The organism is Stutzerimonas urumqiensis, assembly GCF_003640395.1.
Classification (GTDB): domain Bacteria; phylum Pseudomonadota; class Gammaproteobacteria; order Pseudomonadales; family Pseudomonadaceae; genus Stutzerimonas; species Stutzerimonas urumqiensis.
In genome coordinates this window covers 154381-172904 of sequence record NZ_RBZQ01000009.1, presented here as the reverse complement: position 1 = coordinate 172904, position 18524 = coordinate 154381, and the positions used below count along the sequence as shown (strand labels likewise).

The window sequence follows — 18524 nt, the reverse complement described above, 5'->3', positions numbered from 1 at the left end:
CCCCGACCTTCGACCAAAGGCCCAATCCCTCTGGCTTGATCGACCGTCCTGCATGGCGCACCCTTCCCGTGCAAGCGGACAAACAAGAACAAGGGAACCGCCATGTATTCGATCAGCACCCACCCCGTGCCTGCCGAGGTCCGGCAGCGCGCGCACCTGAACAACGACGACTACCTGCGCCTGTACCGGCAATCGGTCGAGCAGCCGGAGCTTTTCTGGGCCGAGCAAGCCAGCGCCTTCCTCGATTGGCTCTCGCCCTGGACGCAGGTCTGCCAGAGCGACATGCGCCAGGGCGTCACGCGCTGGTTCGACGGCGGCACGCTCAATGTCAGCCTCAACTGCATCGACCGTCACCTCGCCAGCCGCGGCGACCAGGTTGCGCTCATCTGGGAAGGCGACGACGCCGCCGATACCGCTCGCTACACCTACCGAGAACTGCACGAGCAGGTCTGCCGGCTGGCCAATGCGCTGCGTGCGCGGGGCGTACGCAAGGGCGATCGCGTCTGCATCTACATGCCGATGATCCCGGAGACCGCCTTCGCCATGCTCGCCTGCACCCGGATCGGCGCGGTGCACACCGTGGTATTCGGCGGCTTCTCGCCGGACGCACTACGCGATCGCATCAACGATGCCGACTGCGCGACCGTGATCACCGCCGACGAAGGCCTGCGAGGCGGCAAGCGCATCCCGCTCAAGCGCAACGTCGACGAAGCCCTCGCCCGCTGCCCTCAGGTCAGCACCGTTCTGGTGGTCAGGCGAACCGGCGCCGAGGTCGGTTGGCAACCCGCGCGCGACTGCTGGTATCACGAGGCTCTGGCGGACGCGTCCGTCCAATGCCCGGCCGAGCCGATGGGGGCGGAAGATCCGCTCTTCATCCTCTACACCTCCGGCTCGACCGGCAAACCCAAGGGCGTGCTGCACACCACTGGCGGTTACCTGTTGCAGGCCGCCATGACCCACAAGTACGTCTTCGACTACCACGACGGCGACATCCACTGGTGCACCGCCGACGTCGGCTGGATCACCGGGCACAGCTACGTCGTCTACGGCCCCTTGGCCAACGGCGCGACCACGCTGATGTTCGAAGGCGTGCCCAACTACCCCGACGCGTCGCGCTTCTGGCAGATCGTCGACCGCTACCAGGTCAACACCTTCTACACCGCACCCACCGCCATTCGCGCCCTGATGCGCGAGGGCGACGAGCCCGTGCGGCGCACCTCCCGGCAAAGCCTGCGCCTGCTCGCCACCGCCGGCGAGCCGATCAACCCGGAGGCCTGGGAATGGTTCTACCAGGTGGTCGGCGAGGGCCGTTGCCCGATCGCCGATACCTGGTGGCAGACCGAAACCGGGGCCATCATGATCACCCCGCTACCCGGCGCCACCGACCTCAAACCCGGCTCGGCGACACGCCCGTTCTTCGGTGTCCAGCCCGTGCTGCTGGATGAAAAAGGAAGACTGATCGAAGGGCCCGGCAGCGGCATGCTGGCGATCAAGGCCAGTTGGCCGAGCCAGACGCGCACCATCCACGGCGACCACCCGCGCCATGTCGAGACCTACTTCAAGCCCTTCCCCGGCTACTACTTCACCGGAGACGGCGCCCGGCGCGACGAAGACGGCTACTACTGGATCACCGGCCGGGTCGACGACGTCATCAACGTGTCCGGCCACCGGATCGGTACCGCCGAAGTGGAAAGCGCGATGGTCCAGCACGACGCGGTCGCGGAGGCGGCGGTGGCCGGCTGCCCGCACGACGTCAAAGGCCAGTGCATCTATGCCTTCGTCACGCTGATGAAGGGCTGCGAACCCAGCGACGGGCTGCGGGACGAGCTGCTGGCGATGGTCGGCCGCGAGATCGGCAGCTTCGCCAAGCCCGATCGGCTGCAATGGGCGCCCGCGCTGCCCAAGACGCGTTCGGGCAAGATCATGCGGCGCATCCTGCGCAAGATCGCTTGCAATGAGCTGGATTCGCTGGGGGACACCACCACCCTGGCCGATCCGTCCGTGGTCGACGAACTGATCGCCAACCGGCTCGGCTGATCGACACCCGGCATGGCGAACCGCCGCCATGCCGGCGCCAGCCAGAGGCGGTATCCTCGGCCGGGTCCAGGCTCCGAGCGCTCGCATGGAAATCCTACGCCGCCACATCGAACGACAGGTCCTTAGCCTTACCGGCCTGGCGCTGGGCGGCGTGGACTTCGAGCAGCCACCCGGCGACCCGGGCCTGTTCGGCCCCGACTCGGCTGCCTGGCGCATCCACGGCGACTTCACCTGTATGCTGATCGGCGGCATCTCGGCGCTGCTGCTTCAGGCATTGCATCCGCTGGCGCTGGCCGGCATCTGGGATCACTCCAACTTTCGCCAGGACATGCTCGGGCGCTTGCGGCGCACGGGGCAGTTCATTTCGGCGACCACCTTCGGTAGCCACGCCGATGCCGAGCGGCTCATCGCCCGCGTGCGCGCCATTCACACGCAGGTCCGCGGCCATGCGCCCGGCGGCCGCCCCTATGCCGCGGACGATCCCGAGCTGCTGACCTGGGTCCACGTCGCCGAGGTGTACAGCTTCCTCCAGGCGCACCTGCGCTATCTCAACCCGCACCTGCCGACCGGCGAGCAGGACCGCTATTTCGACGAAATCGCCCTGGTGGCCGAGCGACTCGGCGCCCGCGACGTACCGCGCTCGCGCCAAGCGGTGGAGACCTATCTGCTCGCCATGCGCCCGCAACTCGTCTACGACGAGCGCTCGCGCGACGTCGTCGAGGCGCTTTTCGCGGCGCCTGCACCCAGCCGGCTCGCCGCCCCCTTCGGGCGCCTGATGATGCAGGCGGGCACCGATCTGCTACCGGAGTGGGCGGCTCATCAGTTGCACCTCGAACTCGGCCCGCTGCAACGCAACGGTATTCGCATCGGCGTCAGGCGTATCGCGCCCGTCCTGCGCTGGGCGGTTCGCGACGCCTCGATCCATCGCTCGCGTCGACGCCTGGGTCTGCCGCCCCTGCATCCCTGATCGGGCGACCGGAGTGCGAGCCGTACCGCCCTTCTGAACCCGCACTGCATGCCATACTCCAAGCCAGTCCCATCCCGTGACGAGCAACGGCCAGCCATGCCCAAAGGATTGAAACGCGCCCTCATCGCCACCCTCATCGCCGTGGCGCTGTACGCGCTGCTCGGCTTCCTCATGCTGCCCGCCATTGCGCTGCACCTGGCCAACGAGCAGCTCGAACGCTACGTCAGCGCACCGGCCACGCTCGAAGGCATCCGCTTCAACCCGTTCACCCTCGAGACGACCTTGTCGGGCCTGTCCATCGGCGAGCCCGAGCAACTGGGCTTCGACCGTCTCTATCTCGATTTCGAGTGGCGCAGCCTCTGGGAACGGCGCCTGTACCTGGCGGACATGGACGCCGAAGGGCTGCGCGGCGAGGCCCTGATCGGCCAGGACGGCGCCTTCAACCTGCAACAGCTGTTCGAGACGCCCGAACCCGAGCCCACCGAACAGGCGCCGAGCAGCGGGCTGTTTCCCCTGTATATCGAGCGCCTCGCGATACGCGATGCCTACCTGCACTTCCAGGACCTGAGCCACGACGAGCCCATCGAGCTGACCTACGAGGATCTGGATCTCGAACTCGCCCACCTCGGCACGCAGCCGGACAACCAGGCCGATGTCAGCCTGCTGGCCAAGGCGCCGGGGGGCGGCACGCTCGAATGGACCGGCCAGCTGGGCCTGGCGCCGTTCAGCTCGCACGGCACGCTGAGCATCGCCGGCCTGGCCCTCGGCCCACTGGCGCCCTATGTACGCCAGGCCGCGGCCATTCGCTTCCAGGAAGGCACGCTCGCGCTGAAGACCGATTACCGCCTGAGCGTGGATGACAGCACCTCGCTCGCGCTCTCGAATACCGAATTGAAGGTCGCACCGCTGGTGGTCGCCGATGCGCAGGGCGCGCCGCTGCTGCGGCTGGACCGGCTGCACCTCGCCGGCGCCACCGTCGACCTGGAGGGCCGTCGCATCACCCTTGGCACGCTCGGCATCGAAGGCCTCGTCGGCCACGTCGAGCGGGGCGAAGATGGAATGCTCAACTGGCAGCGACTGATGGCCACCGACCCGGCGCCTGGCACGGACGCCCCCACCGAAACTGGAGCAGCGCCCCAGGCGCCCTGGCGAATAGTCGTGAACGAAGGAACCCTGGCCGACGCGCGCCTGACGCTCGCCGACCGGGTGCCGGAGCAGGACGTCGAGCTGGCCGTCGGGCCGCTCGATCTCAGCGTTTCCAAGCTGGACACCGGCGGGCAGGCACCGTTCGAGCTGGCGCTCGCCACCACCGTCGGCAAACAGGGCAGCCTGAAGATCGAGGGCACGCTGGCGCCGGATGCACGCGAGGGGCGTTTCACCCTCGAAAGCCAGGACCTGGACCTGCGGATCGCCCAGTCCTACCTGTCACCCTTTCTTCATCTGGAACTGCGCAGCGGCCTGCTCGACAGTGCGCTGGCCCTGGAGCTGACCGGCATCGACCCGCTCGCCTTCACCGTCACCGGGCGCGCCGATGTCGAGCAACTGCATACGCTGGACACTTTCCGCCAGCGCGACCTGGTCCGCTGGCAACGGCTCGGGCTGCAGGGCATCGCCTATCGCTTTCCCAACGCGCTGAGCATCGACCACGTCGAACTGGAGAAGCCCTACGCACGCATCGTCATCAACCCCGACCAGTCCACCAACCTCAGCGAGTTGCGCATCGACGGCCAGGACGGCTCGACCGCCCGCGAGGCCTCGGCGCCCGCATCGGACAGGGAGCCAACCGGCGATGACACGCCGTTCGCCTTGCACATCGGCGGCATCACACTGAAGGATGGCTCGGCCGATTTCGCCGACCTCAGTCTGCGACCGGTGTTTGCCACCAGCATCGAACAACTGGCCGGGCAGATCGGCACTCTCGACACCCAGGCCCAGCAACCCGCGAAAGTCACCCTCGCCGGCCGCGTCGACCGTTATGCACCAGTGAGCATCGACGGCAGCCTCACGCCGTTCGATCCGCTTCAAAGCCTCGACCTGACCGCCCGCTTCAACCAGCTCGAACTCACCACGCTCAGCCCCTATACCAGCAAGTTCGCCGGCTATCGCATCCAACGCGGTCGCCTGAACCTCGACCTGCACTACCGCATCGAGAATGGCCTGCTGAACGCCGAGAACCATGTCGTGATCGAGCAGCTTCAGCTCGGCGAGAAGGTGGAGAGCCCCGATGCGGTCGATCTGCCGATCCAGCTCGCCGTCGCCCTGCTCAAGGACAGCAGCGGCACCATTTCGCTGCGCCTGCCGGTGCAGGGCGACCTGCGCAACCCGCAGTTCGACGTGATGCCCGTGGTCTGGCAAACGCTGCGCAACCTGGTGGTGCGCGCGGTGAAGTCGCCCTTCAAGTTTCTCGGCGGACTGGTGGCCGGCAATCAGCCGGACCTCAGCGAGGTACCGTTCGCACCCGGCAGCAGCGTCTTGCAACCGCCGGCCACGCAGCGCCTCGACGCGCTGGCCAAGGCACTGACCGAACGCCCGGTGCTCAAGCTCGAGGTCGAAGGCCGCAGCACGCCGGCCGAAGATGGCGTGCTCATCGCGCAGGCGCGCCTGGACCGCGAATACCGTTACCTCTGGTACCGGATGCAGCAGGAACGCGGCGAGAAGGTACCCGCCGACGCCCTGGACATCGTCGTGCCCGACGAGGAAAAGCCCGCGCTGCTGGAGGCCATGTACCGCACCCGCCTCAAGCAGCAACCGCCGACCGAGTGGGATGATCTCGACAACCCGGCACGCCAGGGCCTGCTGCGCGCCGCGTTGATCGAGCACTGGTCGGACAACGCTTCGCTGCTGCGTCGTCTCAGCCAGGCCCGTGCCGCGAGCATCAAGGGCTATCTGGTGGACAGCGGGGGCCTGGACGCACAGCGCATCTACCTGCTGGCGCCCAGCCTGGCGCCCGTGGATGATGAGCCGCAGGTCACCTCCCTGCTGCACCTTGGAAGCCTCTGACATGCACCTTCGCTATCTGCTGCTCGCCTTGAGCTGCTTTACCTGGCCGGCATCGGCCTGGGCCGACACCTTTCGCTGCGGTAGCCAGCTGGTGAGCACAGGCGACCGCGCCTTCGAAGTGGAGCGGGCATGCGGTGAGCCGCAGATAAGGGATCTGGTCGGTTATGCGCTCAGCCCCAACGAGCGGCGCGAGGCGGTCATCGAGGAGTGGGTCTACGGCCCGCGCAACGGGATGTTCAACATCCTCACGTTCGAGGCCAATCGATTGATCCGGATCGAAACACGCAGGGCGCAATGAACCACACGAAACGCTTCGGGCCAGCCTTGGGGCTGGTGATCGTCATTGGCGGGCTATCGGTGGGGGCCGCCCAGGCTTCTTCGACCCATCGCTGCGGCAGCAACCTGGTCAGCCTCGATGCCAGCACCGCCGAGGTGCGCGCCAAGTGCGGCGAACCGCGTGCCGAGAGCTTCATCGGCTATCGCGAGATCGTCGATGACTACGGCTATCTGCAGGAAGTGCCGGTGGAGGAATGGGTCTACGGCCCGAACAACGGCATGTATCACTACCTGCGCTTCATGGGCAATCGGCTGCGTGAGATCGACAGCGCCCGGCAGTGAGCGGGATGGAAATTCGCGAGAAGGATCAGGCGAAGGGCCCTCGCTGAGAGGGCCCTTGCAGTGTTACTCGACCGCCTTCAGGCCATCGGCGGCGACTTCGCGCACGCCCTTGATGGTCTTGGCCTTGTCGATGGCGGCCTCGCGCTGCGCCTCGGTGGCAACCGAGCCCGACAGCGAGACGACGCCGTCCTTGGTCTCCACTTCGATTTCCATGCCTGGGGTCGAATCGCCGACCAGCAGCGCGGACTTCACCTTGGTGGTGATCCAGGCGTCGGTCACCGCTTCGCCGGCACCATCGGCCGCCTGTTCCAGGTTCTGCTCGACCGATTCCTCGTTGGCCGCCAGCATCAGCGATGCCTCATCGGCATGGACGGCGCTGGCGAACGGCAGCGCGAACACGGTGCTGAACATGGCAACGGCGAGCGCTTTCTGACGATTGTTCATGGTGTAACTCCTGTGCTCAGGGACTGTGGCGTTTGTCGCTTCCACAGCTTCAGACAATCGATCGCAAGCGTCGTGCCAGCCGCTTCGTATTTTCATTCCCTTTGAAAAACAGCCGTTTAGCGATCCGCCTTGCACACGGCTGGCGGGCAGACTGCACAGTCAGCGCCGACACAGGCGTGCAAGCTGCAAGGGAAACGGCCTCAGCGGTCGCCGCGCGAGCCATGCGATTCGCGCAGCGCCGCGCAGTGATCCTCCGCCGGCCTCGGCGGGGTGTACCAGACATAGTCGGCCTGGGCTGCGGTGACCGACTCGCCTGCCTCGGCCAGCATCAGCACAGCCACCGGCCCCTGTGCGCCGAGATCGACGAGATGCAGCGGCACGCCCAGGTCCTTTCGCACATGGAAAGCCCCGGCGAACAACCAGGCAGGCGCCGGTGCGGCGAGCAATCGCTCGGCCATTCGCCGGTCGCGCTGCTGCTGCACCGCCAGCATGGCCGGCAGCTGGCTTTCCGGCAGCAGGCCGCAGTGGGATTCACGAATCTGTGCCAGCAGGGCGTCGTGCACCGCCGTCTCCGTCGCGGCGCCTTGCGGCAACGTTGGGCGAGTGCGATAGATCCGCTTGATCTCGTCCGGGTCGAGGTTGGCCGCCAGCACCGGTTGCTCGCGCCGCATGGCCAGCGTGACCAGCTCGCCGTAGAGCGGCCAGGGCCACCCCTGGTCCCACGCGAGCGCCGCCTCGAGGTCGGACGGCGGCGTGCCGGCGGCGATGGCCTGCTGGACGTCGCTCGCACGCGCCTGCTGGCTCGGCACCAGCATTTCCAACAGCAGGCTCGGGGCCGCTGCATGGCGATCGGCCGCGGCCAGCAGCCAGGCCTGAAGCGCATGGTGATCGGGATTGTCATGTCGCTCGCCGACCAGGACCCGCGGCGCTTCGGTCAGGGCATCCACCAATTCGTCGGCAGACAGCACCCGGCCGCTGCGCAACTCGACGATGCGCCCCGCGCCCTGCCCGGCATCGCCGGACAACGAAGGCACCGGCGGCAGCGGGCTGCACGCCACGAGCAACGGGATCGCCATCAACCAGACCAGACGCATGGCCGCTCCTTATCGTTATCGAGGAAATACCAGAAGGTGGTCGCGCTCCGGATGCCGCTCGACCGACAATGCCAAGCCGAAAACGTCGCTCAGCGTCGATGAGCGCAAGACTGCCTCGGGCTCGCCGACACAGGCCACCCGCCCCTTGTCCAGCAGCAGCAGGCGGTCGGCGAAACGCGCCGCCAGGCTCAGGTCGTGCAGCACCATCAGTACCGCCGCACCCGCCGTGGCCAGCTGCTTGACGGCCTCGAGCACGGCGATCTGGTGCAGCGGGTCGAGCGCAGCGGTAGGTTCGTCGAGCAACAGCACCCGGTCCGCCGAGGCAGGCCAGAGCTGGGCCAGTACCCGCGCCAGCTGGACGCGCTGGCGTTCGCCGCCGGACAGCGAGAGGTAGTTGCGCGCGCGCAGGTGCGTGACGTCGGCCTGCGCCAAGGCCAGCTCGATCGCCTGCGCATCGGCCGAGCGCCCACTCGCATGGGGCAGGCGTCCCATCGCGACGATCTCATCGACGCGGAAGGCGAACTCCAGCGTCGATCGCTGCGGCAACACCGCCAGGCGCTGCGCCCGCGCCTCGCCCGGCCAGCGCGGCAGCGGCTGGCCGTGCAGCGCGACTTCACCGGCGCTGGGTGCCAGTTCGCCGGTCAGCGCGTCGATCAACGTACTCTTGCCGGCACCGTTGGGCCCGAGCACGGCGAGCACCTGGCCCGGCGGCACCGCCAGCTCGACGCCATCGAGCGCCCGGCGGCCACCGCGCAGGATGGTCAACCCCCGCGCAGTCAGCATCGGTCAGCCCTGCGCGCCAGCAACCAGAGAAAGAACGGCGCACCGAGCAAGGCGGTCACCAGTCCGATCGGCAGCTCGGCAGGCGCCAGCGGCACACGGGCGAGCAGATCGGCCAGCAGCAGGAGCACCCCACCGGCCAGCGCCGAAGCCGGCAGCAGCGTGCGGTGGTCCGGGCCAGTCGCGAGCCGCACCAGATGCGGAACGATGAGGCCGACGAAGCCGATCATGCCCACCGCCGCCACGGCGACGCCGACGCCCAGCGCCGTGCACAGCACCAGCTCGCGCTTGATGGCTTCGACCGGAAAGCCGAGGTGGCGCGCTTCCGACTCACCGAGCAGCAGCACGTTGAGCGCATTCGCCCGGCGCGGCAGCCAAAGCACCAGCGCCAGGCCCACCGCCAGCACCGGCCACACCCGCGGCAGTGTCGCGCCGCCCAGGCTGCCGAGGTTCCAGAACATGAGCGAGCGCAGCGCTGTGTCATCGGCGAGGTAGGTCAGCAGCCCGATGCAGGCGCCTGCCAGGGCGGTCAGCGCGATCCCGGCCAGCAGCATGGTGGCGACATCGGTACGTCCGTCGCGACGACCGAGGCGATAGACCATCGAGGTGATCGCCAACCCGCCAAGAAAGGCGCAGATGGACAGCCAGTACGGCTCCAGCCCGGCCGGCAGCTGGCCCAACAGCGGCAGCAGGACGATCGCGGCCGCCGCACCCAGCGAGGCGCCGCTGGAGACGCCGATCAGCGCCGGGTCGGCGAGCGGATTGCGGAACAGGCCCTGCATGGCGACCCCGGTCATCGCCAGGATCGCCCCGACGCCTACCGCCAGCAACGCCCGCGGCAGCCTGATCTGACCGATGATCAAGGCCGCGCGGGCCTGTGCCTCGCCGAGGTCGACCGGCGCGCCCAGCAGGTGCATGATCGCCCGCCAGGCATCGGCGAGGGCCATCCCCGTCGGCCCGACGACCAGAGACAGCCAGAACGCCAGCACCAGCAGGCTGGCCAGAAAATAGAGCAAGGGTCGCGAAGGAGCGTAGGCGGGCATGAGCGGTACGGCTGGCGGCGGTGCGATGAAGGATAAGAGCCGACCGCCACCGTCGCCAGCCTTAATCGGCCGGGCCTGCGCCCGCACCCATGCGCCAAGGGAACCGACACGACCGGAGTGTTCATGAATCGTTTGTGCGACAGCGCCTCGCTGCCGGAAGGCACCAGCCGAGGCTTCACGCTTGGCAAGGTCCTGCTGTTTGCCGTGCGTCGGCATCGCCAGGTGCATGTCTACCTGAATCGTTGCCCTCACCAGCAGGTGGCGCTGGAGTGGCAACCGGATGCGTTTCTCGACGACAGCGGCAGCCTGATCCGCTGTGCCCGCCATGGCGCGCTGTTCCTGATCGAGAGCGGCGAATGCGTGGCCGGCCCGTGCAGCGGCGAGTCGCTGCAATCGGTGCCCTGCGAAGAGCGCGACGGCGCCGTATGGGTCACCCTCGACATCCGCCGCGACAGTTGAACCCGGGCACCGAGGGGCGAGCTTGGTTATCATGCCCGGCAACGAATTCGGTACCGCCCGCCATGCCTCACCCCTCATTGTTGCGCGCCGTATGGATCGCGCTTCTCCTGCTGATCGCCCTGCCCGTCCACGCCGGCCTGTTCGACAGCCGCCCCAGCCCGACGCTCGGCGGCACGCTGGACAACTCGCAGGACTTCCTTCCCGTCCGCGAAGCCTTCCGCTTGAGCGTCAGCGAAAGCAGTGCGGGCAGCGTGCACCTGCGCGTCGTCGCCGCGCCGGGCTACTACCTTTATCAGCACCGCTTCCAGTTCGTCAGCCCGACGCCCGGCGTCACCGTCGGCGAACCGCAGCTGCCGCCAGGCGAGCAGAAGACCGACGAATATTTCGGGGACGTGGTGGTGTACTACGGCGTGGTGGATATCAGGCTGCCGATCGATAACCCATCGAAGGCGCCGTTCACTCTGCGCGTGACCTACCAGGGCTGCGCCGACCAAGGGCTGTGCTATCCGCCGGAAACCGAGCAATTGTCGATCGGCGACGGCACACCCGCCACCGCCGATGCCCCGGCGCCTGCGAGCGACACGCCGCTGCCGCTGTCCTGGCGGGAAATCGCACTGTTCTTCCTCGCCGGGCTGGGCCTGACCTTCACCCCCTGCGTACTGCCCATGCTGCCGATCCTTTCGGGCGTCGTGCTGCGCGGCCAGCCGGGCGGCTTGCGCAGCCTGGCCTTGTCGCTGGCCTACGTCCTGCCGATGGCCGCCGGCTTCGCGGTGCTGGGCGCGCTGATGGGGCTGTTCGGTGCGGAACTGAATATCCAGGCGCGATTGCAGTCGCCGTGGGTACTGGTGCCTTTCGCGCTGTTTTTCGCCGCCTTCGCCCTGGCGATGTTCGGGGTGTTCGAACTGCGCCTGCCCAGCGCCCTGAGCGGCCGGCTCGATCGCCTGGCCAATCGCGCGCAAGGCGGTTCCTTTGCGGGCGCCGCGCTGATGGGGCTGGTATCCAGCCTGCTGGTCTCGCCCTGCGTGTCCGCCCCGCTGGCCGGCGCTCTTCTCTATATAAGCGCCAGTGGCGATGCGCTGGGCGGCGGCTTGAAACTGCTCGCGCTCGGCCTGGGCATGGGCACGCCGCTGGTGCTTTTCGCCACCGGTGGCGGCGCACTGCTGCCGCGTAGCGGCCCCTGGATGCTGACCGTGCGCAACCTGTTCGGCGTGATGCTGCTGGCCGTCGCCGTGTGGATGCTGGAACGCGTACTGCCCGGCCCGGTGGCGCTGGCGTTGTGGGGCACCCTGGCGGTGGGCGTCGCGGTGTTCATCGGCACTCTCGAACTCGTGCCCAAGGCGGCGCCCGGCCGGCTCGCGCAACTGGTCGGCCTGGCTCTGCTGACCTACGGCATCGTCGCCTGGATCGGCGCCTTGCAGGGCGCATCGGACCCACTCCGGCCGCTGCCACTGGCCGCGGCTGGCCAGACGACGAGCGCAGCGCCCGCGCAATGGCAGGACGTCGATACGCCGGCGGAGCTCGACGCCCAGCTGCTCGCTGCCAGTCAGGCCGGGAAACCGGCCCTGCTGGACTGGTATGCCGACTGGTGCATCAGCTGCAAGGTCATCGAACGCGAAGTCTTCGCCCAGCCGGAGGTTGCCCAGCGCCTGGGGGATTACCACCTCATCCGCTTCGACATCACCGAAAGCAACGCCGAACAGCGCGCGCTGCTGGACCGGTTCGCGCTGTTCGGTCCACCGGCGATCCTCTTCTTCGATACGCAGGGCAACGAGCGCGAAAACCTGCGTGTGGTTGGTGAAATCGAAGCGCCGGCGTTTCTCGACCGCCTGCAGCAGGCGCGCGCCACGCTCTAGTCCGGGCCGGGCCGACTTCTCGGATCGTCGCAAATCGTGCAGGGATTTACGTCGAACGGCACATGACTGGACAGTCAGGCCAGGGTTGCGGCATAGTCGCCTTCTTTTTCGGCTCCCGGCCGACCCTCGCTGGCATGGCTACAACGCTTGCGTGACTACAAGAAGGAACACCCATGGCGTCCGTCCTCGTCCTCCACGGCCCGAACCTGAACCTGCTCGGCACGCGTGAGCCCGGCGTCTACGGCGCGACCACGCTGGCCGACATCAACCAGCTGCTCGACCACCAGGCCCAGCAGGCAGGCCATCGCCTGTCGCACTTCCAGTCCAACGCCGAGCACGAGCTGATCGAACGCATCCACGCCGCACGCAGCGAAGGGGTGGACTTCATCCTGATCAATCCGGCCGCCTTCACCCACACCAGCGTCGCGATACGTGACGCGTTGCTGGCCGTGAGCATCCCATTCATCGAAGTGCACCTGTCCAACGTGCACAAGCGCGAGCCGTTCCGGCATCACTCCTACTTTTCCGACGTCGCGGTAGGGGTGATCTGTGGCCTGGGCGCCAGTGGCTACCGACTGGCACTGGATGCCGCCCTGGAGCACCTGGCCACCGCCTGACTCGCACTGGACGGCCCGAACGCGCCGGCCGGTCACAACAACGACGAAACACAGTCATCGCCCTCTATCGGAGTCAAAGCTTCATGGATATTCGCAAAGTCAAAAAACTGATCGAGCTGCTGGAAGAGTCGGGCATCGACGAACTGGAAATCCACGAAGGCGAAGAATCGGTACGCATCAGCCGGCATAGCAAGCAGACGGCCATGCACCAGCCGATCTACGCACAGGCCGCTCCCGCACCGGCACCGGCCGCGCCGGCCGCCGCCCCCGCCAGCAGCACTGAAGCCGCCGCCCCGGCCGAGGCGAAGCTGAACGGCACCGTGGTGCGCTCGCCCATGGTCGGCACCTTCTACCGCGCGTCCTCGCCGACGGCGAAGGTCTTCGTCGATGTCGGCCAGACCGTGAAGAAAGGCGACATCCTCTGCATCGTCGAAGCCATGAAGATGATGAACCACATCGAGGCCGAAACCAGCGGCACCGTCGAATCGATCCTCGTGGAGAATGGTCAGCCGGTCGAATTCGACCAGCCGCTGTTCACCATCGTTTGAACCGCGGAGAGCCTGCGATGTTGGAAAAAGTACTGATCGCCAACCGCGGCGAAATCGCCCTGCGCATCCTGCGCGCCTGCAAGGAGCTCGGGATCAAGACCGTCGCGGTGCACTCGACCGCCGACCGCGAGCTGATGCACCTGGCGCTGGCCGACGAGTCCGTCTGCATCGGCCCGGCACAGGCGACGAACTCCTACCTGCACATCCCGTCGATCATTGCGGCGGCCGAAGTCACGGGCGCCACGGCGATCCACCCGGGCTACGGCTTCCTCGCGGAAAACGCCGATTTCGCCGAACAGGTCGAGAAATCCGGCTTCGCCTTCGTCGGCCCCAGGGCCGATACCATTCGCCTGATGGGCGACAAGGTCTCGGCCAAGGACGCCATGATCAAGGCGGGCGTGCCCGTGGTGCCCGGTTCCGACGGCCCGCTGCCGGAAGACGAAGACGAAGCGCTGCGCATTGCCCGTGAAGTCGGCTATCCGGTGATCATCAAGGCCGCTGGCGGCGGCGGTGGTCGCGGCATGCGCGTGGTGCACAAGGAAGAAGACCTGATCAAGTCGGCCAAGCTGACCCGCACCGAAGCCGGTGCCGCGTTCGGCAATCCGATGGTTTACCTCGAGAAGTTCCTCGGCAATCCGCGCCACGTGGAAGTCCAGGTGCTGTCCGATGGCCAGGGCAATGCCATTCACCTGGGCGATCGCGACTGCTCGTTGCAGCGCCGTCACCAGAAGGTGCTGGAAGAAGCGCCCGCCCCCTACATCGACGAAAAGGCCCGCGCCGAAGTGCTCCAGCGCTGCGTCGATGCCTGCGTCGAGATCGGTTACCGGGGCGCCGGCACCTTCGAGTTCCTCTACGAAGACGGCCGCTTCTACTTCATCGAGATGAACACCCGTGTTCAGGTCGAGCACCCGGTCACCGAAATGGTCACCGGCATCGACATCGTCAAGGAAATGCTCAGCATCGCGGCGGGCAACAAGCTGTCATATACGCAGAAGGATGTCGTCATCCGCGGCCATGCGCTGGAATGCCGGATCAACGCCGAGGACCCGAAGACCTTCATGCCCAGCCCCGGCAAGGTGAAGCACTTCCACGCACCAGGCGGTAACGGCATTCGGGTGGATTCCCACCTGTACAGCGGCTACGCCGTCCCGCCGAACTACGATTCGCTGATCGGCAAGGTCATCGCCTACGGCAACAGCCGCGACGAGGCGCTCGCACGCATGCGCAACGCCCTCGAGGAAATCGTGGTCGACGGCATCAAGACCAACGTCCCGCTGCACCGGGACCTGGTGCGCGACGAAGGCTTCTGCAAGGGCGGCGTGAACATCCATTACCTGGAAAAGAAACTGGGTATGGACAAGCACTGACTCCGCGCGAACGACAGAGCGCCGAAGGCTGGAGGCCGGACGAAAAAGCGGGCAAGCTCGCCGCCTTTCGTCCGGCCTTCAGCCGTTTTTACATGAGGTTTTTTCATGCCCTGGCTGCAACTCCGCCTCGCCATCACGCCGGAACAGGCCGAGCGCTACGAAGACGCACTGCTTGGCGTCGGCGCGGTGTCCGTCACCTTCATGGACGCCGAAGACCAACCGATCTTCGAGCCCGACCTCGGCACCACCCCGCTGTGGACGCATACCCACCTGCTCGCGCTGTTCGAGGCGGATGTCGACGAAGACAACCTGCTTGCCCATCTCGTATTGCTGACCGGCGGCGAGCTGCCCGACCACCAGCTGGAACGCATCGAGGACCAGGACTGGGAACGCAGCTGGATGGACAACTTTCATCCGATGCGTTTCGGACGACGCCTATGGATCGTGCCGAGCTGGCATTCGGCGCCCGAGCCTGAAGCGGTCAACCTGTTGCTGGACCCGGGCCTCGCCTTCGGCACGGGCACCCATCCGACCACGGCCTTGTGCCTCGAATGGCTGGATGGCCAGGACCTCGATGGTCTGCACCTGATCGACTTCGGCTGCGGCTCCGGCATTCTGGCCATCGCCGGGCTGCTCCTGGGGGCCGCACGCGCCACCGGAACGGACATCGATCCGCAGGCCCTCGAGGCGTCGCGCGACAATGCCGAGCGCAACCATATCGCCGCCGATCGCCTGGCGCTCCACCTGCCCGAGGCGATGCCGCCAACTGCCGCACCGGTATTGGTGGCCAATATCCTTGCCGGACCGCTGGTCGAACTCGCCCCGCAGCTGACGAGCCTCGTCCAGCCCGGCGGCCGCATCGCGCTGTCAGGCATCCTCGCCGAGCAGGCCGAGGATGTGCGCCGCGCCTATGCGGATTCGTTCGACCTCGACCCCACCGCCGAAAAGGAAGGCTGGGTACGGATCAGCGGCGTGCGTCGAGGCTGACGCCTTCGCTGCCCTCGCCCGGAGCTTCGGTTAGACTAGCGGGCATTTTTCGCCGGACCTGCGCATGACCAGCTTCATCACCCAATGCCCCCAGTGCCGCACCACGTTCAGGGTCAACCCGACTCAGTTGGGCGCGGCCAATGGCATCGTGCGCTGCGGGTCATGCCGCAAGGTCTTCGACGCCGGCCTGCACCTCAAGACCGCCGCCGACCTCGCGCCGACGGCCGGTCCACTCGATGCGGATCGCTCATCCTCGTCGCCGGCCGTGGTCGCGCAACGACTGGCCGGGGAAGCCCCCTCGTTCGCGTCGGCGGACATGGAGCTCGATCTCGACCACCTCGATCTCGATGCCGAACTGGCGCGACTGGAGCACCAGGAGAAACGCAGCTCCGCGCTCAGGCGCCGTCACGGCCTCGTCGAGCCGGCCGACAGCATCGATGAAAGCTGGGCTGAACGGCTGCTGCAATCCGAACAGGATGAAGACCATCCAGCCGAACCGGTCAAATTCTCACCCGCGCCGGGCGATGCAGGTTTCGCACCCGCACCGCTGACCGAACCCTCGCTTCGCGAGCGGCCGCCGACGCCCTTCACGCACCGCGACGAGCCCAGCCTTGGCGCGTTGCGCGCCGAACCCGAGGAAACGACCGCTCGCCGGGAGCCGGATCTGCGCGCCGATCCGCTGTTCGAGCTGGAGGACGACCCTCTACGACTCGATTGGCAACCGCAACCCAGACGCTGGGGTCGCCGCCTGGGCTGGATGCTCGCCATCCTGCTGGCCACGCTCGCACTCGTCGTGCAATACGTTGCCTACAACTTCGAGGCGCTTGCCCGCCAGGCCGAATACCGCCCCTGGCTCGAACGCCTGTGCCCGAGCCTCGGCTGCGAACTGCCGCCCGAGATCGACATCGACGCGATCAAGAGCAGCAACCTGATGGTACGCAGCCACCCCGACTTCGAGGGTGCGCTGACGGTTGACGCCATCCTCTATAACCGCGCGCCTTTCGCCCAGCCCTTCCCGGCGCTGGAGCTGCGCTTCGCCGACCTGAACGGCAAGCTGCTGGCCAGTCGGCGGTTTCGCCCCAGCGAATACCTCGCCGGCGAAATGGCCGGCGAGGCCGAGATGCCGCCGCAGACACCGATCCACATCTCGATCGAGATCCTCGATCCGGGCGAGAACGCGGTGAACTACAGCCTGAGCTTCCATTCGCCCGAATGACCCAACCAAACCAAGTGTGCTAACGCCGCAGCTGTTCATAATTTGTTCAGAACGACCTTTAACCGGTCATGCGGAGCGGGTATCATGCCCACCCTTTTTCAGCAGTCCCGATCGACCTAACAAGCAGGCTCCAGCAAGGGAATCTACATGTCAGCGGTACGCATCGGCCCCTATACCCTGCCCAACCGGTTAGTCCTCGCGCCCATGGCCGGGGTGACCGACCTGCCCTTTCGCCAGCTCTGCCGCCGCCTCGGCGCCGGGCTGGTCGTCTCGGAAATGGTGACCAGCGACGTGCGCCTGTGGAACAGCCGCAAGTCACGCCTGCGCCTGCCGCACGAGGGCGATCCGGAGCCCCGCTCCGTGCAGATAGCCGGCGGCGATCCGCAGATGCTGGCCGAAGCGGCGCGGCGGAACGTCGAACTCGGCGCGCAGATCATCGACATCAACATGGGCTGCCCGGCCAAGAAGGTCTGCAACAAGGCCGCCGGATCGGCGCTGATGAAGGATGAGCAACTCGTCGGCGCGATCCTGGACGCCGTGGTGAAGGCGGTCGAGGTGCCGGTCACCCTGAAGATCCGTACCGGGTGGGATCGAGATAACCGCAACGGCGTCACCGTCGCACGCATTGCGGAAGACGCCGGCATTCAAGCGTTGGCCGTCCACGGTCGGACGCGGGCCGACCTGTACAAGGGCGAGGCCGAGTACGACACCATTGCCGAGATCAAGCAGGCGATCGGCATTCCGGTCTTCGCCAACGGCGACATCGACTCGCCCCGCAAGGCCGCCGACGTGCTCGCCTACACAGGTGCCGACGGCCTGCTCATCGGCCGCGCCGCGCAAGGCCGGCCCTGGATTTTCCGCGAAATCGATCATTACCTGGCCACCGGCGCCACGCTGCCCGGGCCGGCGCTGGACGAGTGCGAAGCCGTCCTGCTCGAGCACCTCGACGCGCTGCACGACTTCTACGGCGACGACATGGGCGTGCGCATCGCGCGCAAGCATGTCGGCTGGTACCTCGCCGCCACACCCGGCGGCACCGCGTTTCGTAGCACTTTCAACCGTCTGGATGACAAGGACGGACAACACGCGAGCGTTCGTGCGTTCTTCGCCGAATGCCGTTCGAACCTTCATGCAAGGGATGGGGAGGGGGTGGCCGCATGACGATCACCGAGACTTTTGCAAATGGAATCACGTCCGTGAGCGACAACATCAACCTCAAGCAGCACCTGAACACGCCCAGCGAAGAGGGACAGACCCTGCGCGGCAGCGTCGAGAAGGCACTCTGCAACTACTTCGCGCACCTCGAAGGCGCCGAGGTCACCGACGTCTACAACCTGGTGCTTTCCGAAGTGGAGGCGCCGCTGCTCGAAACGGTGATGCGCCACGTCAAGGGCAACCAGACCAAAGCCTCCGAGCTGCTGGGCCTCAATCGGGGCACCCTGCGCAAGAAGCTCAAGCAGTACGACCTCCTCTGACACCAAGCAGGCCCGTCGC

General features: G+C 67.0%; 18 protein-coding genes. 14 read left to right on the top strand and 4 right to left on the bottom strand.

Annotated elements, in window-relative coordinates; genetic code table 11:
• Positions 1-102: 102 nt before the first annotated feature.
• The 5 genes from acs to D7325_RS17075 all read left to right on the top strand — a co-directional run bounded on the left by acs (position 103) and on the right by D7325_RS17075 (position 6622).
• Positions 103-2037 (top strand): acetate--CoA ligase, encoded by a 1935-nt coding sequence (gene acs, locus D7325_RS17095; protein WP_120997659.1) that lies wholly within the window; start codon positions 103-105, stop codon positions 2035-2037.
• Between the two features lie 85 nt (positions 2038-2122).
• A complete protein-coding gene (locus tag D7325_RS17090) occupies positions 2123-3004 on the top strand; it encodes an oxygenase MpaB family protein (RefSeq protein WP_120997658.1) in 882 nt (293 codons plus the stop codon).
• Positions 3005-3100: 96 nt separating this feature from the next.
• Positions 3101-6004 (top strand): DUF748 domain-containing protein, encoded by a 2904-nt coding sequence (locus tag D7325_RS17085; RefSeq protein WP_120997657.1) that lies wholly within the window; start codon positions 3101-3103, stop codon positions 6002-6004.
• A 1-nt stretch (position 6005) separates the two neighbouring features.
• Positions 6006-6302: a DUF2845 domain-containing protein gene (locus tag D7325_RS17080; RefSeq protein WP_120997656.1), complete on the top strand. Its 297-nt coding sequence runs from the start codon at positions 6006-6008 to the stop codon at positions 6300-6302.
• Entirely contained in the window at positions 6299-6622 is a 324-nt protein-coding gene (locus tag D7325_RS17075) for a DUF2845 domain-containing protein (protein WP_120997655.1), read from the top strand. Before D7325_RS17080 ends, D7325_RS17075 begins: the two co-directional genes overlap by 4 nt.
• A 63-nt stretch (positions 6623-6685) precedes the next feature.
• On the opposite strand, the gene D7325_RS17070 is transcribed toward D7325_RS17075, so the two are convergent.
• From D7325_RS17070 to D7325_RS17055, 4 genes are all read right to left on the bottom strand, one after another.
• Positions 6686-7066 (bottom strand): BON domain-containing protein, encoded by a 381-nt coding sequence (locus D7325_RS17070; RefSeq protein ID WP_245962105.1) that lies wholly within the window; start codon positions 7064-7066, stop codon positions 6686-6688.
• Between the two features lie 200 nt (positions 7067-7266).
• Complete coding sequence (locus D7325_RS17065) at positions 7267-8160, bottom strand: ChaN family lipoprotein (RefSeq protein WP_120997654.1); 894 nt, start codon at positions 8158-8160, stop codon at positions 7267-7269.
• A gap of 15 nt (positions 8161-8175) precedes the next feature.
• Complete coding sequence (locus tag D7325_RS17060; RefSeq protein ID WP_120997653.1) at positions 8176-8943, bottom strand: heme ABC transporter ATP-binding protein; 768 nt, start codon at positions 8941-8943, stop codon at positions 8176-8178.
• Complete coding sequence (locus D7325_RS17055; RefSeq protein WP_120997652.1) at positions 8937-9983, bottom strand: FecCD family ABC transporter permease; 1047 nt, start codon at positions 9981-9983, stop codon at positions 8937-8939. The genes D7325_RS17060 and D7325_RS17055 overlap by 7 nt, the downstream gene beginning before the upstream one ends.
• A 123-nt stretch (positions 9984-10106) precedes the next feature.
• Here D7325_RS17055 and D7325_RS17050 point away from each other — a divergent pair, with 123 nt between their 5' ends.
• The 9 genes from D7325_RS17050 to fis all read left to right on the top strand — a co-directional run bounded on the left by D7325_RS17050 (position 10107) and on the right by fis (position 18505).
• On the top strand, positions 10107-10442 hold the full coding sequence (locus D7325_RS17050; protein ID WP_120997651.1) for a Rieske (2Fe-2S) protein: 336 nt from the start codon (positions 10107-10109) through the stop codon (positions 10440-10442).
• A gap of 62 nt (positions 10443-10504) precedes the next feature.
• Entirely contained in the window at positions 10505-12295 is a 1791-nt protein-coding gene (locus tag D7325_RS17045; RefSeq protein WP_120997650.1) for a protein-disulfide reductase DsbD, read from the top strand.
• A gap of 173 nt (positions 12296-12468) precedes the next feature.
• Entirely contained in the window at positions 12469-12912 is a 444-nt protein-coding gene (aroQ, locus tag D7325_RS17040) for a type II 3-dehydroquinate dehydratase (RefSeq protein ID WP_120997649.1), read from the top strand.
• Between the two features lie 83 nt (positions 12913-12995).
• A complete protein-coding gene (gene accB, locus D7325_RS17035; protein ID WP_120997648.1) occupies positions 12996-13460 on the top strand; it encodes an acetyl-CoA carboxylase biotin carboxyl carrier protein in 465 nt (154 codons plus the stop codon).
• A 17-nt stretch (positions 13461-13477) separates the two neighbouring features.
• A complete protein-coding gene (accC, locus tag D7325_RS17030) occupies positions 13478-14827 on the top strand; it encodes an acetyl-CoA carboxylase biotin carboxylase subunit (protein ID WP_120997647.1) in 1350 nt (449 codons plus the stop codon).
• A 105-nt stretch (positions 14828-14932) separates the two neighbouring features.
• Complete coding sequence (prmA, locus tag D7325_RS17025) at positions 14933-15814, top strand: 50S ribosomal protein L11 methyltransferase (protein WP_120997646.1); 882 nt, start codon at positions 14933-14935, stop codon at positions 15812-15814.
• 64 nt (positions 15815-15878) lie between these two features.
• Complete coding sequence (locus tag D7325_RS17020) at positions 15879-17030, top strand: DUF3426 domain-containing protein (protein WP_120997645.1); 1152 nt, start codon at positions 15879-15881, stop codon at positions 17028-17030.
• Between the two features lie 147 nt (positions 17031-17177).
• Positions 17178-18191, top strand: a complete 1014-nt coding sequence (gene dusB / locus D7325_RS17015; protein ID WP_120997644.1) for a tRNA dihydrouridine synthase DusB — start codon at positions 17178-17180, stop codon at positions 18189-18191.
• Positions 18188-18505 carry a DNA-binding transcriptional regulator Fis gene (fis, locus tag D7325_RS17010; protein ID WP_120997643.1) on the top strand — a complete coding sequence of 106 codons (318 nt, stop codon included), beginning with the start codon at positions 18188-18190 and terminating at the stop codon, positions 18503-18505. The genes dusB and fis overlap by 4 nt, the downstream gene beginning before the upstream one ends.
• Positions 18506-18524 lie beyond the last annotated feature (19 nt).

Coding starts and splice junctions, on each gene's coding strand:
- D7325_RS17055 (WP_120997652.1), bottom strand. CDS start 9,983: ATGCCCGCCTACGCTCCTTCGCGACCCTTGCTCTATTTTCTGGCCAGC.
- D7325_RS17085 (WP_120997657.1), top strand. CDS start 3,101: ATGCCCAAAGGATTGAAACGCGCCCTCATCGCCACCCTCATCGCCGTG.
- D7325_RS17045 (WP_120997650.1), top strand. CDS start 10,505: ATGCCTCACCCCTCATTGTTGCGCGCCGTATGGATCGCGCTTCTCCTG.
- D7325_RS17080 (WP_120997656.1), top strand. CDS start 6,006: ATGCACCTTCGCTATCTGCTGCTCGCCTTGAGCTGCTTTACCTGGCCG.
- fis (WP_120997643.1), top strand. CDS start 18,188: ATGACGATCACCGAGACTTTTGCAAATGGAATCACGTCCGTGAGCGAC.
- D7325_RS17060 (WP_120997653.1), bottom strand. CDS start 8,943: ATGCTGACTGCGCGGGGGTTGACCATCCTGCGCGGTGGCCGCCGGGCG.
- D7325_RS17075 (WP_120997655.1), top strand. CDS start 6,299: ATGAACCACACGAAACGCTTCGGGCCAGCCTTGGGGCTGGTGATCGTC.
- aroQ (WP_120997649.1), top strand. CDS start 12,469: ATGGCGTCCGTCCTCGTCCTCCACGGCCCGAACCTGAACCTGCTCGGC.
- prmA (WP_120997646.1), top strand. CDS start 14,933: ATGCCCTGGCTGCAACTCCGCCTCGCCATCACGCCGGAACAGGCCGAG.
- D7325_RS17090 (WP_120997658.1), top strand. CDS start 2,123: ATGGAAATCCTACGCCGCCACATCGAACGACAGGTCCTTAGCCTTACC.
- accB (WP_120997648.1), top strand. CDS start 12,996: ATGGATATTCGCAAAGTCAAAAAACTGATCGAGCTGCTGGAAGAGTCG.
- D7325_RS17050 (WP_120997651.1), top strand. CDS start 10,107: ATGAATCGTTTGTGCGACAGCGCCTCGCTGCCGGAAGGCACCAGCCGA.
- D7325_RS17065 (WP_120997654.1), bottom strand. CDS start 8,160: ATGCGTCTGGTCTGGTTGATGGCGATCCCGTTGCTCGTGGCGTGCAGC.
- D7325_RS17070 (WP_245962105.1), bottom strand. CDS start 7,066: ATGAACAATCGTCAGAAAGCGCTCGCCGTTGCCATGTTCAGCACCGTG.
- accC (WP_120997647.1), top strand. CDS start 13,478: ATGTTGGAAAAAGTACTGATCGCCAACCGCGGCGAAATCGCCCTGCGC.
- acs (WP_120997659.1), top strand. CDS start 103: ATGTATTCGATCAGCACCCACCCCGTGCCTGCCGAGGTCCGGCAGCGC.
- dusB (WP_120997644.1), top strand. CDS start 17,178: ATGTCAGCGGTACGCATCGGCCCCTATACCCTGCCCAACCGGTTAGTC.
- D7325_RS17020 (WP_120997645.1), top strand. CDS start 15,879: ATGACCAGCTTCATCACCCAATGCCCCCAGTGCCGCACCACGTTCAGG.